Raw genomic sequence first — 13,992 nt, 5'->3', positions numbered from 1 at the left:
TGTCAATTCCGCTTAGGAGTAGAATGGTTGTGCTGTGCCGTCCGACGTGGGATCGGCACTGTCGAAAGTGATTTCCGGTTGGGGCTGCTCGTGGTCGAAGGCCATGGCCTGCCCGCCAATGGTGAATGCGCCGTCCCAGGTGAGGCCAATGTCGGGGCCGCCCGGCGGCGTGGCAGACAACAGACGTTTGTCGGCATCGAACCTGACCTGCGTGGCGAGAATTTTTGCTTGGAAGCGGGCGAAGGCCTCTGCGTCGCCGCATCCGATGACGCCGATCCAGCCTGCGCGGCGACCGGCGGACCGGATCTCGCGCCCGGCTGTCGCGCCGGTGGTGATGGTCTCAAAACCGTTTGTCGCATGAAGTGCTGCAAAGCCGCGGCCCGAGCGGGTGATGAGCCAGTTACCTTCCGTCAGCACCTCGTCCAGCCCGTCGCGCCCGAGATAGGCGTGGGTCCAGTCGTTGCGGTGACCGTCCGTGTCGAAGATCATCATTGCCAGATCGCGGTGCTGCGCCACGCGCGGCAGGATGCCGCTGCCCGCCCAGTAGGAAGGGCGCTGCGTTCCCCATGGATCGTCTTCGCCCGGATGGTTGACCCACAACCGCGCCATCGGATGGCTGCCCAGCTTGATGTCCATGACATGCTGCTGGTGGCCTTTACGGCCCGTCTTGTGGTCCACCACGGTCGAAAGCTGGGCCGCCTCGTTCTTGAAGAGGACGAGCTTGCCGGGTTCAAGACCCTGCGCGTAACGCGCCTCGACCATGCGGCCGCTCGCCAGCTGCGAAAGGGCGGAAAGATGCGGCGGTGGCACATAGTCACCGCAGCAGAACATCGGCAACGAGGCGACGCCATTGTTGAGCCAGCCCTGACCGAAGGCGACCTGCGCAAACGGCGCCAGTTCCGTCAGCGGCCCGGCGCGCAGCTCCTTGTCATAGGCTCTTCCCTGTGAGCCGGAGGGAACGCCGCCAAGTGTGTGCAGCGCGATCATCTCGAAAATCAGATCGAGCTGGTGGCGCGCGCGCGCTGCGAGTTCCGGGCCCGCCCAATGTTCGATGGCGAGGAGGCCGATGAAATCCACCGGGTAATAGGCGGCCGAGTTCCATTCGGCGAGACCATGCGCCTCGACGCTGTCGAACCAGCGCTGCAGCCGGGTCGCGGCCAGCGCCGCCTGCTCCCGGCCGGTGCGCCCGGAGGCGGTGAAGGTGGCGTCCGGCAGATAGCCCCCCGCGAGCAGCTGGCTGGTGTGGAAGCACAGAACGTGGTTTTCGCTCCAGAACCACATGACATCGTTGCCGGGTTCATCCACCCAGTAGCGATAGGAGAGGATCGAGGTGTTGATCCGCTCAAGTACCTGAGGGGGAAGCCGGTCACCATAGGCGCGCACCAGCCAGAGAAGCGGCACCAGCACGAAATCGGAGCAGTCCTCCCGCCGGTCGATGGACCGCAGCGTTGCGTCGACGATGCCGGAAATCGTCTCCATGTCATCGCTGCCGGTTGCGATCATCGCCAGCGCGCGGCCGATGCGCCATGCGCCGAAGCGGGCGCTGAAGGACAGCGCCGCCTTCTTTCGCCCTGCAATATCGGCGGCGGCCGGTTGTGGCGCCAAATCGTGCATGAAGGCTGCGTCGATGAGGCGTGTCACCGTTCCGGCGCCCGAACCCATGGTGATCCTGACACCATGATATCCGTCCGAAATGCCCGTGGTTTCGGGGACCACGAGGGTGGATTGCCCGGCTTTGAGCACGGTATCCACCTCGGCAAGGGCGGCGCGTTCATGACCGTGGCTTTTGACCGCGATGTGGACGGCCAGGTCACTCGTCGGTGCTGCCCCGAAGACCAGCTCAAGGGCTGCGCCGGCAAAGACGTCGCGCGCCGGGCGAACATCGCGCACCAGTGCGGCAAGACGCTTCGTTTCCTCCCGGTCGAGCGGCACGGGCAGGACGACAGTCAGCGGCGTGGCGTCAATAAGCTCGAGCTCGAAGAACCAGATGATGTCCCGTTCCGCCAGGTCTTCGCACAGCAGCAGCACCTCGTTGTCACCGGCCTTGAGGTCGAGTGTGATATCGCGGCTCGCTTCGACATTGCGGATGAAGGGCTCAAAACGAACCTGCTCGACACCGCCGACCCAGATGCGCACGCCGCCGCAGGTACGCAGCCTGAAATGCGCCTGTCTTGCGGCGTCGCTGCGGAACGTGCCCTTCAGCCAACGCTGAACATGGGTGGGGACATGCCAGAAACCGGTGAATTCGACGCGGCGGTTGGAGCCGGGCAGGTTGAGATGGGACACCGTAAAGGCAGTGTCAGGCGTGATGTCGCGTCCGATCATCGTCTGCTGGAAGGCCCTGCGGCAGGGCAGGTCGCCCACATCCACGAAGCCGTTGATGAAACGGTAATTGACCCGGTCTTCTGCCGGCGCAGGCACGCCCGGAAACGATGTCTCCAACAGATTGGAGACGATCCAGGCGGTCACCGTTTCGCCGTCAGCGACGGTATATGTCGGCTGAGACGCGGCCGCCGCAAATGGTCCATCAGTCATAATGGATCGCCTCCCTTCGATCTTTATGAAATTATTTTCACAAATCAGTTTTTCGCGTTTCTGCGTTGATTTGTGCGATTTAGCCAAAATAAACAGCTTGACGTTTATTCTGTCAAGCCGCAAAACAGGATAAATCGAATTAAGAAGAGGAGCTTCCATTCGATTTAGTGAAAAAGTTTTCATTGGGAGGATGAGTATGGTGAAATTGTTTTCGGGCGTCAGCGCCCTCGTGATGGCGTCTATCGCGGGTCTTTCGGCCGCGCAGGCAGAGACCAGAACGATCACGTTCCTTTTTACGGATGACGACCAGGGTTATGTGCAGCGCATGTCGGAACTCAGCAAGGAGTTCGAGGCGGCCAATCCCGGCGTGAAGATCAACTTCGTGTCTTCTGGCTATGATGCCGTGTCCAAGCAGCTGCCGGTGCAGCTGGCGGTGGGCGAGGGCCCTGATATCGCCAAGATCACCGACTGGCAGCTTGCGCCCTATTATCTCGACATGCGCCCCTACATGAAGGATGCGGATGGCTTCGCAAAGTTGCACGGCTCCAGCCTCGAGCAGCTGCGCCTGCCTGGCGTCAATGACCCGAAGTCGATCAATGGTTACATGGCGTCGCAGACGCTCAACCTGCCCTTCGTCAACAAAACGCTGTTCGAGCAGGCGGGTGAGCCCTTGCCAGCCCCGACCGCGAAGTTCAGTGAAATTGTCGAGGCATCCGCCCGCGTCGCCAAGGCGACCGGTGTGCAGATCCCCTTTACCATGGACCGCTCCGGCCACCGCTTCTCCGGTGGCGCCTTCGCCTATGGCGCGACCTATGTGAAGGACGGCAAGTTCAGCTTCCCCGACGATGCGGCGAAAAAATACATCGCCGATATCTTTTCATGGACGCAGAACGGCAGCTTCCCCAAGGAAATGTGGGGTGCTGCGGGCGGTTCGCAGTACAAGAACATGGGTGACGAGTTCGTCAACGGCAACGTCGTGACCTATCTGGCCGGCAACTGGATGGTCAATCCGTTCCAGAACAAGATCGGTGACGCCTTCGAATGGACCGCAATCAACGCACCTTGCGGCGATGCCGGATGCTACGCCATGCCCGGCGGCACCGCCATTGTCGGCTTCAAGCGCACCAAATATCCTGAAGATGTGGCGCATTTCGTCGAATTCCTCGGCTCCGAAAAGGTGCAGCGGGAAATCGCCGAGAACTATGTCGTCCTGACGGGTGCCGAGATCGTCGATCCGCAATACAAGCTGAAGAGCGAAGACGCCAAGGCTGCAATGAAGGTCTTCCTCGACAACAAGAAGAACGTGCCCCAGGCCGCCCGAGACTTCGAACGCGCCAAGGGCGGCAGCGCCATGTATCAGCAGATCGTCCAACGCATGAGCCAGCTCATCGTCGGTGAATTGACGCTCGACCAGACCTACAAGGTTCTGGCGGATGATGTCGCCAAGATCAACGAGGCCGTCGCGGTCAAGAAATGACCAGCCGGCCATCCGCTTGGGCGGAGTGACGCAACGATCAACGATATGCCCGGAGCAGGTCGCCGGGCATATCTGCCGCTTCTTTCAGGACGGGTATGTGAGGCCAGTCTATACCGGCTCTGTATCGTCCGTGGTGGTCGAATAGGTGGTGGGTCAAGCCCACCCCTTCAGCGCCCTTCCTGAATAATAGCTGGGTGTCGTGGCACGGTAGATCGGGATGCTGGCGGCGCCGAGATGCGGCAGGTCGCTCATCATCGATTTGCGTATTTCCGGGGGCTCGACGAAAAAATCCTCGCCGAGCATTTCCAGCGAGCCGATGCGCTGCACGATGTGCTCAAGAACCCAGTCGGGAAGCGATCCGCCAAATATGATGGCGCCGGGGTCCATCGTTCGGGCGACTGTCAGTGAAAGCAGACGAAGCTGATCCGTTGCCCGTTCCAGCCACGAAGCCACGGCGGGATGGTCGCAATAGCTCTCGTCGATGTCTTTCAGTCGCTTTATGCCTATTCCGCTGGCGGCCAGCGTGTCGCACAGGTCCTGGCCCGAGGGGCGTGGATGGGACTTCGGAAACAGGCCGCCAAATTCGCCGGCATTGCCGTTTGTGCCGCGATAGAGATGGCGCTGCACGACCAGTGCGCCGCCGATGCCGTATGTCAGCCAGATCATCGCGAAATTGCGGATATTTCGACCCGCACCGTAATACAGCTCTGAAAGTATGACGGTATTGCCGTCATTTTCATGAAAGACCGGGAAATCGAAATAGGGCTGGAAGTCCTTGTCGACGTCGATGTCGCGCCAGCTTTCGAACTGCTTGATACGGAAGACATGGCCGCGATCCCGTTTGAAGTGGCCGGGAAAGCTGATGCCGCAGCCGAGCACATCCTTCTTCTTGATCTTTGCTTTTTCAAGCACCTGCCGGGCGGCGGCCTCGGCCATCTCCATGATGTGCTCGAAACTGTGCCCTTCGAGCTCGGACCTGATTTCCTGCCTTATCGTGCCGTTGAGATCGGCCAGGCAGACACGCAGATCGTCTGGATTGAAGTAGACCCCAAGTGTGAACAGCCCGTTCGGATTGATTTCGATGGCGGTGGATGGTTTTCCCCGTTTGCCGTCATTGCGCGCTTCCTCCGCTTCGACGATGAGGCCGGATTCCAGAAGGTTTGCCGTCAGGCGGGTGAGGGTCGGTGCGGAAACATCCATCTCGCGCGCCAGTTCGATGCGCGACATGCCTCCCTTGCCGCGCAAAATTTCGAGCAGGCGCCGTTCGTTGTAGCCGAGGTCGATCAAACAAGTCTCCCACGAGAAGTTACGCCGGATGATTAGCGCAAATCGCGCGATTGTACACCTTGTTTTCCCGTAGAAGCTGCCATCGGGAGTGGGTGGGTGTGCATGTCGATCATAAAATATTCTGGTTTTTCAGTTGGATATTTTATTTTCGTTTTCAAAATAAATTCCGGCTTGACTAATTAATTTACGTAAAGAAAATAAATGACAGACAGCAGGTGGCGACAGGCAAAATCAATAAGAAATCATGTCGCAGGGCCTCGTCTGTCAGGGAACAAAAAACGGAGCCCCCTTATGCGTCAATCATGCACTATTTTCGCGCGCCTTTTTGCCGGCGCAACCTTCCTTGCCAGCGCGGCCTTCGCTCACGCGGAAGGCACAGTCGTTGTCTATTCTGCCGCACCACAGCAGCTCATGGATGAGTTGCTGCCCATGTTTGAAAAGAAAACCGGCACCAGGGTCGAGCTTGTCAAAGCCGGATCCGGTGAGCTGATGAACCGCATCAAGGCGGAGAGCGGCAAGGCGGCCGGCGACGTGATCTGGAGCGTCGATGGCACGGTCATCGACTTTTCCGCAGACCTTTTCGAGCCTTACAAGCCTGTCGAGGCCGCATCGATCAACGCTGCCTTTACACCAAGCGCCAACTGGGTGCCCTTTACGGCTGTCGTTACCGCCTTCATCGTCAACAAGGAGGCGCTGAAAGGCGCGCCGGTTCCGACCTCCTGGGCCGATCTTGCAAAGCCTGAATATAAGGGCCTGATTTCCTCGGCCAGAGCCGATCAGTCCGGCTCGGCCTATATCCAGATGGCGACGGTGTTGCAGGATTTTGACAGCGAGGAGAAGGGCTGGGAAGTCTATACCGGCATTCTCGGCAACTCCGTTCTTTCCACCTCTTCAGGCGCAGTTCCACGTTTCGTCAATGATGGCGAGCAGGCGGTCGGCATTACGCTCGAAGATGCCGCCCTGCGCTACAAGCTCGGCAGCGCCCCGGTAGAGATCGTTTATCCGAAAGAGGGTACGGCAATCGCGCCTGACGGCATGGCGCTCGTGAAGGGTGCGCCGAACGCTGAAAACGGCAAGGCCTTCATCGATTTCATCGTTTCCAAGGAAGCGCAGGAAGTCGTGGTGAAAGCCGGTCGTCGCTCGGTCAGAACCGATGTTCCGGCCAATGCGGCCCTTGTTCCCCTGTCCGATGTTCCGGATGCGAAATACGACTTCAAGTGGGCTGCGGATAACCGCTCGCGCCTGATGGAAAAGTGGAACGAGATCCTGCTCGACGTTCAGTAAGACGTTGCCGGGGGCGGTGCAGTCCGCCGTCCCCACATTATCTCATTCACATCCGCATTTTCGTTCCGTCCCCGTGGTCGTGTGCCGCGCAGGATTTGTCATGGAGCAGCACATGGCCGCCGTAGAAATTACCAGCATCAAGAAAAGTTACCGGGATGTCGTTGCCCTCTCCGACATCAATATCTCCATTCCTTCCGGATCGTTTTTCACGCTTCTTGGACCCAGCGGTTGCGGCAAGACGACCCTTCTGCGCACGATTGCCGGTTTTCATCAGCAGGATAGCGGCAGTATCAGCATCGAAAGACAGGCGATCGAACATGTGCCCGCCCATAAGCGCGATGTCGGCATGGTCTTTCAGGACTATGCGGTGTTTCCGCATATTTCGGTATTTGACAACATTGCCTTCGGTCTGAAACAGCGCAAGGCGTCTTCAGCCGAGATCCGCGAACGGGTCGGCAAGATTCTCGATGTCGTGCAGCTTGCTCCATACGCCAAGCGTATGCCGCACGAACTCTCCGGCGGCCAGCAGCAGCGTGTCGGTCTCGCGCGCGCACTCGTCATCAACCCGAAAGTGTTGTTGATGGACGAACCGCTGTCCAACCTCGACGCCAAACTTCGCGTGGATCTGCGGCGGGAACTGCGTGAGATCCAGCAGGCGATGAACATTACTACCGTCTATGTCACGCATGATCAGGAGGAGGCGCTTGCCATGTCCGATCTGGTTTGCGTCATGTATGGCGGCGTCATTCAGCAGGCTGCACCACCCTGGGAAGTCTATAACAATCCTGCCAACCGCTTCGTCGCGTCCTTCGTGGGAGCAAACAACTTCCTGACGCTTGACCGCGCGGGCGGGCAGACATCCATTTCCGGCCACAAGGTGGCACTGCCGCAGGCAGATGCGATTTCCCAGGAGCGGAAGATCGTCGCCGCCATCCGCCCCGAGGCTATTGCCGTCGGTCCCTCCGCGATCGATGGTCATGAACGCATCGAACTGCCTGTGACCATAAGGCAGGTCAGCTTCACCGGTCGTGAGATGAACGTTGCCGCCGTGCTGTCGTCGGGTGAGGAGATCGAGGCGATCACCAAGCCATCGCCGGAGATCATCGCGCTTCAGCCCAACCAGAAGACCACTTTTTCCTGGCGCACGGCCGATGCGAAGCTGTTCGGCGAAGGCACAACCGGGGAGCGCCTGTCATGACCGATATGACTGCGACTGCAACTCCCGGCGGTTTCCGCCTGAGACTGCCGGGTTTCTGGACAAGCGTGACGGTATTCGCCGTTATCCTGCTGGCGATCTTCCTGATCCTGCCGATTTTCAGCGTGTTCTTCATCAGCTTCTTCGATGCCAAAACCGGTGCTTTCGGCTTCGGCAACTATGTGCAAGTGCTGACGCGGCGTTTCTACACCGTGGCATTGTGGAACACGCTTGTCATCGGTGTGCTCGGCATGCTGGGGGCCTGCCTTCTCGGTATTCCGCTTGCCTTTTGCACGTCCCGTTACCGTATCAAGGGACGCACTTTCATCGCCACCTTCGCGGTGCTGGTTCTCTGCGCACCGCCGTTCATCGGCGCTTACGCCTGGATCATGCTGTTCGGCGCCAACGGCGCGGTCACCAATCTCCTGTCCTTCGCCGGCATTTCACTGCCGACGATCTACGGGATCCCGGGCATCGTGATGGTTTTCAGCCTCAAGTTCTTCCCCTACATCTTTCTGATGACGGAAAACGCGCTAAACACCATCAACAAGTCCTATGAGGATGCGGCGGAAAACCTTGGCTGCACGGCGTTCGAACGTTTCCGCAAGATCACCTTGCCGCTGGTCTTTCCGGCAGTCAGCACCGGCGCGATCATCTGCTTCGTGCTGTCCATCGCCGACTTCGGAACGCCGGCAATCCTCGGCAAGGGCATCAGAACGCTGTCGACCATCGCCTATGCGCAATACACCTCCGAAATGGCCGGTACGCCGACCATGGCGGTGACGATTTCCATGGTGATGATTGCGATTTCCATGGCGGCACTTCTGTTGCAGCGGCACATTCTTGCCAAGCGTCGCTATGCCAGTTCGCTGACCAACCGGCCGGTAAAGCAGTCCATGCGCCCGTTGAAGTCTTTCATCGTGCACGGCTTCTGCTATCTGGTCGTCTTCATCGCCATGCTGCCGTCGCTCACGGTCATCTACACCTCGTTCCTCGCAACCAGCGGTCCCGTCTTCACGGGTGGTTTCGGGTTGGACAGTTACGCCCGCATCCTCCGCGATTCACCCCAGGCGATTGCCAATAGTTTCATGTTTGCACTGGCTGCCGTGGTACTGATTGCGATCGTTTCCGGCCTGCTGTCCTTCATCGTGGTGCGACGGGACAATGCGGTCTCCGGCTCGCTCGATCTCCTGCTGATGGTGCCTTACCTGATCCCCGGCGTCGTCATGGCGATTGGCTACGTCACGACATTCCGCTATCCGCCCTTCGACATCACGGGAACAGCGCTCATCATCATTCTCCTGGTGTTTATCCGCCGGCTGCCCTACGGCGTCCGCTCCACGACATCGATCCTGAGGCAGATCAAGCCATCCATCGAAGAGGCTGCGGTCAATCTCGGGGCTTCGCCGGCAAAGACCTTCATGTCGGTGACGGTGCCGCTGATGCTGCCCGGTCTCATCATCGGCTCGCTGATGAGCTTCATAACGGCTATCAACGAGTTGTCCTCGACATTGATCCTCTACACGGCGCGGACGATCACCATGCCGGTTCTCATCTATGTTCAGGTGATTGACGGCGAGTTCGGCACGGCTGCGGCGCTTTCCACCGTCCTTCTGGTCAGTACCGGGCTTTGCGTCTTCGTCGTATTTCGCCTTTCGGAAGACAAAGAAGCCTCTTTCGTCTGAAACCACACCACCCCCTCACCAAAGACTGCAGCAGCGGCGACATGTGTGTCGCCGCCGGCCTCCCTCTGCCCAGTCTCCCTCCATAAGGAATCCCGGACGATGAATATCGCGAGCTTTTCGCAATCGAAATACAAGAACGCCGCAACGCCCGGGGACGATGTGGCACTTCTCATACCGGGCAGGGTTCTGGCCGTATTCGACGGTGCGACCGACCCGACCGGTAGAAGTTACGGCGGCCTGAGCTCGGGCCGTATTGCAGCCCTTGCCGCCGCAAATGCCGTGGCGAAGATGAGCCTCGACGGCGCGCTGGAAAAGCTTCCCGCTCCGGAGCTTTTTCAAAACATCAGCGATATTCTGAAGAAGGAGGCGGAGCGCATCAATGCCAACCATCCACCCTCCACAACGCTCGCAATCGTGGCCGACATCGGCGACAGCTTTCGCCTGCTTCTAGCCGGTGATTCCGGGGTGCGCATCAATGGCACCCGACTGCTGCAGCATGCAAAGCTGATAGACAAGGTGAGTACATCGGCGCGCATCCTTGTCTTCAAACAGCTTTTTGCTGCTCTCAGGGATGGTGATGCGGCCGAGGCACGCACGCGTGCGACCATCTTTTCCGGCCTTCGCTCCGCCGTTGAAAACGGCATCATGACCGCGCAGGAGGCGGAGAATGTTGTCATTACCGCAGCCGGCATGAGCGGTCTTGAGAACGACATCCAGGCGGTCGAGGAATTCCTGATGGGAGGAATTCGCGTCCAGCCGCAATTCGCAAACCGGCAGGGACACGTATTGGGTTATGCCTCGGTCAATGGCGGAACGGTCATGGAGGATGGGACTGTTGATCTTTGCATTGCCAAGGACACGATTGTGAGCCTTGAAATCTTTTCCGACGGCTATTTATCGCTACCGAAGGGAACCGATGTCGCCGACTGGGAAGCGGAATTTGCCCGCGTCGAGGCGGCGGATTTTCACAAGCTCAACGATTATCCGTCGGTCAAGGGCTCGACAACCACCGAATTCAGCGATGACAGGACGGTTGTCTGCCTGAATGTTGGGTAAAGACAGCTAGTCGATTCCATACAGGTCTTCGAGGGCCGGGCAGGGCCTTGACACATGAGGCCCTTCAACTAGAGATCGCGACGGCTTTTAACTTTTGGAGTGAGGACATGAAATTTTTGGCAACCATCTCGACTTTTGTCGGCAAGACATTTGCCGGCTGGGTTATCCTGTTTGCTGTCCTCGGCTTCTTTTTCCCTGACACGTTCAAGCAGATCGGGCCGTGGATCGTCACGCTTTTGTCGATCATCATGTTCGGCATGGGACTGACCCTGTCGGTGGATGATTTTCGTGAAGTCGTGAGGCGCCCGGTCGATGTTACCATCGGTGTGCTCGGGCAGTTCCTCATCATGCCGCTGCTCGCGGTCCTGCTGACCCTGCTCATTCCGATGCCGCCGGAAGTGGCGGCAGGCGTTATTCTGGTTGGCTGCTGCCCGGGGGGCACATCGTCCAATGTCATGACATATTTGTCGAAGGGTGATGTCGCTTTGTCTGTTGCCTGTACCTCGGTGACGACGCTTGCTGCTCCCCTGGTGACGCCATTCCTTGTCTGGATGTTCGCCAGCCAGTTCCTGCCGGTCGATGGCTGGGCAATGTTCCTGAGCATCGTCAAGGTCGTGCTGGTGCCGCTGGCCCTGGGTGCCGCCTTGCAGAAGCTGTTGCCGGGCGTCGTCAAGGCCGCAGTGCCAGCGTTACCGCTTGTCAGCGTCACGGGCATCGTTTTGATTGTTTCCGCTGTCGTCGGTGCATCGAAGGGCGCGATCGTCCAGTCCGGCCTGATGATATTTGCTGTCGTGGTTCTCCATAATGGCCTCGGTTATCTGCTTGGCTATTTCGCGGCAAAGGCGACAGGCCTCTCTCTCGCCAAGCGCAAGGCAATCGCCATCGAGGTGGGAATGCAGAATTCCGGTCTAGGTGCAGCGCTTGCAACGGCATATTTTTCGCCGCTTGCTGCTGTTCCGAGCGCCATTTTCAGCGTCTGGCACAATATTTCGGGCGCGCTTTTGGCCAACTGGTTTTCGGGGCGCGTGGATGTTAATGCCGAGACGAGGGCTGGATAAGCTCGCCGGCACAAGATTTACCGATGGTAGTAGCAAGTGGTCCGGAACAGGTTGTTCCGGACAATCACGAATATGAAAGTGTGAAAGCCCCGATCGATTTCATGTCGATATAGGTGTGGGCGGCAAGGCTGGTTGCTATCGCGCCACAAAGGCTGCCGGTGGTGATGATCTGCCCGCGTTTCAGCGTTCCATCCCTGTTGAGGGGAGAATTGGCGAAAGCGACGAGCGGGGCGAGCGGATCGATATTGGGGTGTTTCACCACCACATCGAAAAGGACGTTTTCGCCTTCGGTCACCGTGAGATGCGGCGGTGCGCCGACACTCTGTCCGAAGGTATCAACGATCGCCGCATCAATCTCCGGCCCGAGAACAAAGCTGTGATTGGCGAGACGGTCCGCCAGGAAAAGGGGGAAAGGAACCTGATTTTTCTCGGTCAGCCGGTAACCGAGAAGTTCGGCACCGAGGTGAACCCTGTCTATATGCCGCATTATATCGGCTCTGCTCAGCGGAGTTCCCTTTGAAGCGGGAATATCGGACGCAAGCGTGAAGCAGATTTCCACCTCGAGGCCTTCAATGCCCTTTGCGGGAACATCGGCGATATTATCCGCATCGACCCGGTAACAATCCAGCATCGGTGCGCCTATCGCCTCGCCATCCGGCCGGATCGCCAGCTTCCAGCCCTCGACGGTTTTCCCCGAGGCTTCCACGAAAGCGCGCTGAACAGCCATGGCCTCTGCGAAACTACCTGGAACGGCGCCATCCGCCTCAAGCGTTGCCAGAGGAATCGTCGTGCCGTGCTGGCTCGCTTTTACAAGGCCCTGGGCCAGTCTTTCGATCGCCACCATTCCCGTCATCGTCCTTGCCGCCGTTTATTTGCGGAATGCTGTCACGATTTGGCGCTGTTTGCCAAGGCCATCAATGCCGAGTTCAACAACGTCTCCAGCTTTTAGAAAGACCGGCGGCTTCATTCCAAGGCCGACGCCGGGCGGCGTGCCGGTCGTGACCACGTCTCCGGGCATGAGGCGCATGAAACGGCTGATATAGGAGATGAGCGTGACGATCGGGAAGATCATCTTTGCGGTCGATCCGGTCTGCATGCGCTGGCCGTTGACATCGAGCCACAGCCCGAGGTTTTGCACGTCGTCGATTTCATCCGGGGTGACAAGCCATGGGCCGAGTGGTCCGAAGCTCGGGCCGCTTTTGCCCTTGGTCCACTGGCCGCCGCGCTCGGTCTGGAAGGTGCGTTCGGAAACGTCGTGGCAGACGCAATAACCGGCGACAACGGAAAGCGCTTCCTCTTCGCTGACGTTGTAGGCGGGTTCGCCGATGACGAAGGCGATTTCCACCTCCCAGTCGGTCTTTTCCGAATCCTTCAGAAGCACAATCGGGTCATTCGGGCCGGAAATGCAGGAGGTGTGCTTGTTGAACAGCACCGGCTCTTCCGGAATAGGCGTGTTGGTTTCCAGTGCGTGGTCGCTGTAGTTCAGGCCGACCGCCACGAAATTTCCGACTGCGCCGACACAAGCGCCGATCCTGACATCGGGTGAGACGATGGGAAGCGACGAGAGATCGATTTTCCGGAGATCGTCCAGGGAACGGCGGGAAAGCGTCTGACCGGTGATGTCGGTGATAACGGACGAGAGATCGCGGATATTGCCTTCGGCATCTATTGCTGCCGGCTTTTCATGACCGGCTGGGCCATAACGGAGAAGTTTCATGTTGTTTTCCTTATGCGGCCGATTGCTGAAGGGCGTTTTCGCCAAGCGAGAATTCGAGCCGGTAAAGCCCGCTTTCCACTGCCCCCGTGAGGTCCTGTTTCGACAGTTTCTGTGCCAATGCGTCGCTGGCGTTTGTGACGGAAAGGGCCGAGCCGCCTTCGATCAGGATGATCCAGTTGGGTACGCCCACCTGCCGTCCTTTGCGCTCGGCGGTTTCAAGGCTGCTTGCGCCATTGTCCGCGATGCACAGATGCACGCCGCTGACGCCGTTCAGTTTACCGATCTCGGTCAGTGCTTCGGATAGCGCCGATTGCAGCTCTGTCTTCCGCTCATCGGCGGCATCGAACCGGAAGGTGGCGATGAAACCGCCGTCACCACATGCATGCGAATATTCGGTGTTGCACACGCCGCGCGTCGTGTTGCGAAAGTCGGCGGTAGTTTTTTTCGTCCAGGGCGTGGGGCTGTTCAGCCGCTCCAGATAGGGCTGCCCTACCAGCACCTGTGCATCAGCCGCCTCGTAAAGCGTGAAATATTCCGGTGTGCCCTGTTCGGCGACATAACGGCGTCCACGGAGGAAACCGGGGATCGCCACGCGTTCCGGAATATGCTCGCGATTGTGCCATTCGATAAAGTTTTCGCGGCCTTCCGGCAAGATGTCGTTCCAGATGGCGACGACGGCCTTTCCCAAAAGAGACATA

The 13,992-nt window shown here is 58.8% G+C and carries 11 protein-coding genes; 6 read left to right on the top strand and 5 right to left on the bottom strand.

All coding sequences use genetic code 11. The features are described from left to right. Window positions 1–12: 12 nt before the first annotated feature. Window positions 13–2,535: a hypothetical protein gene (locus OK142_RS15795; protein ID WP_498683796.1), complete on the bottom strand. Its 2,523-nt coding sequence runs from the start codon at window positions 2,533–2,535 to the stop codon at window positions 13–15. 196 nt (window positions 2,536–2,731) lie between these two features. Between OK142_RS15795 and OK142_RS15790 the strand changes: the two genes are divergently transcribed. Further along, window positions 2,732–4,012: an ABC transporter substrate-binding protein gene (locus OK142_RS15790; protein ID WP_498683794.1), complete on the top strand. Its 1,281-nt coding sequence runs from the start codon at window positions 2,732–2,734 to the stop codon at window positions 4,010–4,012. Between the two features lie 153 nt (window positions 4,013–4,165). On the opposite strand, the gene OK142_RS15785 is transcribed toward OK142_RS15790, so the two are convergent. Next, on the bottom strand, window positions 4,166–5,299 hold the full coding sequence (locus OK142_RS15785; protein WP_498683792.1) for an ROK family transcriptional regulator: 1,134 nt from the start codon (window positions 5,297–5,299) through the stop codon (window positions 4,166–4,168). Between the two features lie 291 nt (window positions 5,300–5,590). Between OK142_RS15785 and OK142_RS15780 the strand changes: the two genes are divergently transcribed. From OK142_RS15780 to OK142_RS15760, 5 genes are all read left to right on the top strand, one after another. Next, window positions 5,591–6,583, top strand: coding sequence for an ABC transporter substrate-binding protein (locus OK142_RS15780; protein ID WP_498683791.1), 993 nt, complete (start codon window positions 5,591–5,593; stop codon window positions 6,581–6,583). 112 nt (window positions 6,584–6,695) lie between these two features. Beyond that, window positions 6,696–7,781 (top strand): ABC transporter ATP-binding protein, encoded by a 1,086-nt coding sequence (locus OK142_RS15775; RefSeq protein ID WP_498683789.1) that lies wholly within the window; start codon window positions 6,696–6,698, stop codon window positions 7,779–7,781. Next, window positions 7,778–9,463 (top strand): ABC transporter permease, encoded by a 1,686-nt coding sequence (locus tag OK142_RS15770; protein WP_498683788.1) that lies wholly within the window; start codon window positions 7,778–7,780, stop codon window positions 9,461–9,463. Before OK142_RS15775 ends, OK142_RS15770 begins: the two co-directional genes overlap by 4 nt. Before the next feature lie 99 nt (window positions 9,464–9,562). Next, window positions 9,563–10,519, top strand: coding sequence for a hypothetical protein (locus OK142_RS15765; protein WP_498683786.1), 957 nt, complete (start codon window positions 9,563–9,565; stop codon window positions 10,517–10,519). A gap of 107 nt (window positions 10,520–10,626) precedes the next feature. Next, window positions 10,627–11,577 carry a bile acid:sodium symporter family protein gene (locus OK142_RS15760; protein ID WP_216332130.1) on the top strand — a complete coding sequence of 317 codons (951 nt, stop codon included), beginning with the start codon at window positions 10,627–10,629 and terminating at the stop codon, window positions 11,575–11,577. Window positions 11,578–11,641: 64 nt separating this feature from the next. Here the strand turns inward: OK142_RS15760 and OK142_RS15755 are convergent, their stop codons facing one another. From OK142_RS15755 to OK142_RS15745, 3 genes are read right to left on the bottom strand one after another with little or no spacing between them, the layout of a single operon-like run. Beyond that, window positions 11,642–12,421 carry a 2-keto-4-pentenoate hydratase gene (locus tag OK142_RS15755; protein ID WP_498683784.1) on the bottom strand — a complete coding sequence of 260 codons (780 nt, stop codon included), beginning with the start codon at window positions 12,419–12,421 and terminating at the stop codon, window positions 11,642–11,644. A gap of 24 nt (window positions 12,422–12,445) precedes the next feature. Beyond that, a complete protein-coding gene (locus tag OK142_RS15750; protein ID WP_498683781.1) occupies window positions 12,446–13,294 on the bottom strand; it encodes a fumarylacetoacetate hydrolase family protein in 849 nt (282 codons plus the stop codon). A 10-nt stretch (window positions 13,295–13,304) separates the two neighbouring features. Further along, window positions 13,305–13,991, bottom strand: coding sequence for a hypothetical protein (locus tag OK142_RS15745; protein ID WP_498683780.1), 687 nt, complete (start codon window positions 13,989–13,991; stop codon window positions 13,305–13,307). Window position 13,992 lies beyond the last annotated feature (1 nt).

This window comes from Agrobacterium sp. BT-220-3, assembly GCF_025910175.1.
Classification (GTDB): domain Bacteria; phylum Pseudomonadota; class Alphaproteobacteria; order Rhizobiales; family Rhizobiaceae; genus Agrobacterium; species Agrobacterium oryzihabitans.
The sequence above is the reverse complement of the archived record's forward strand: the minus strand, read 5'-3'. Positions and strand labels throughout refer to the sequence as shown.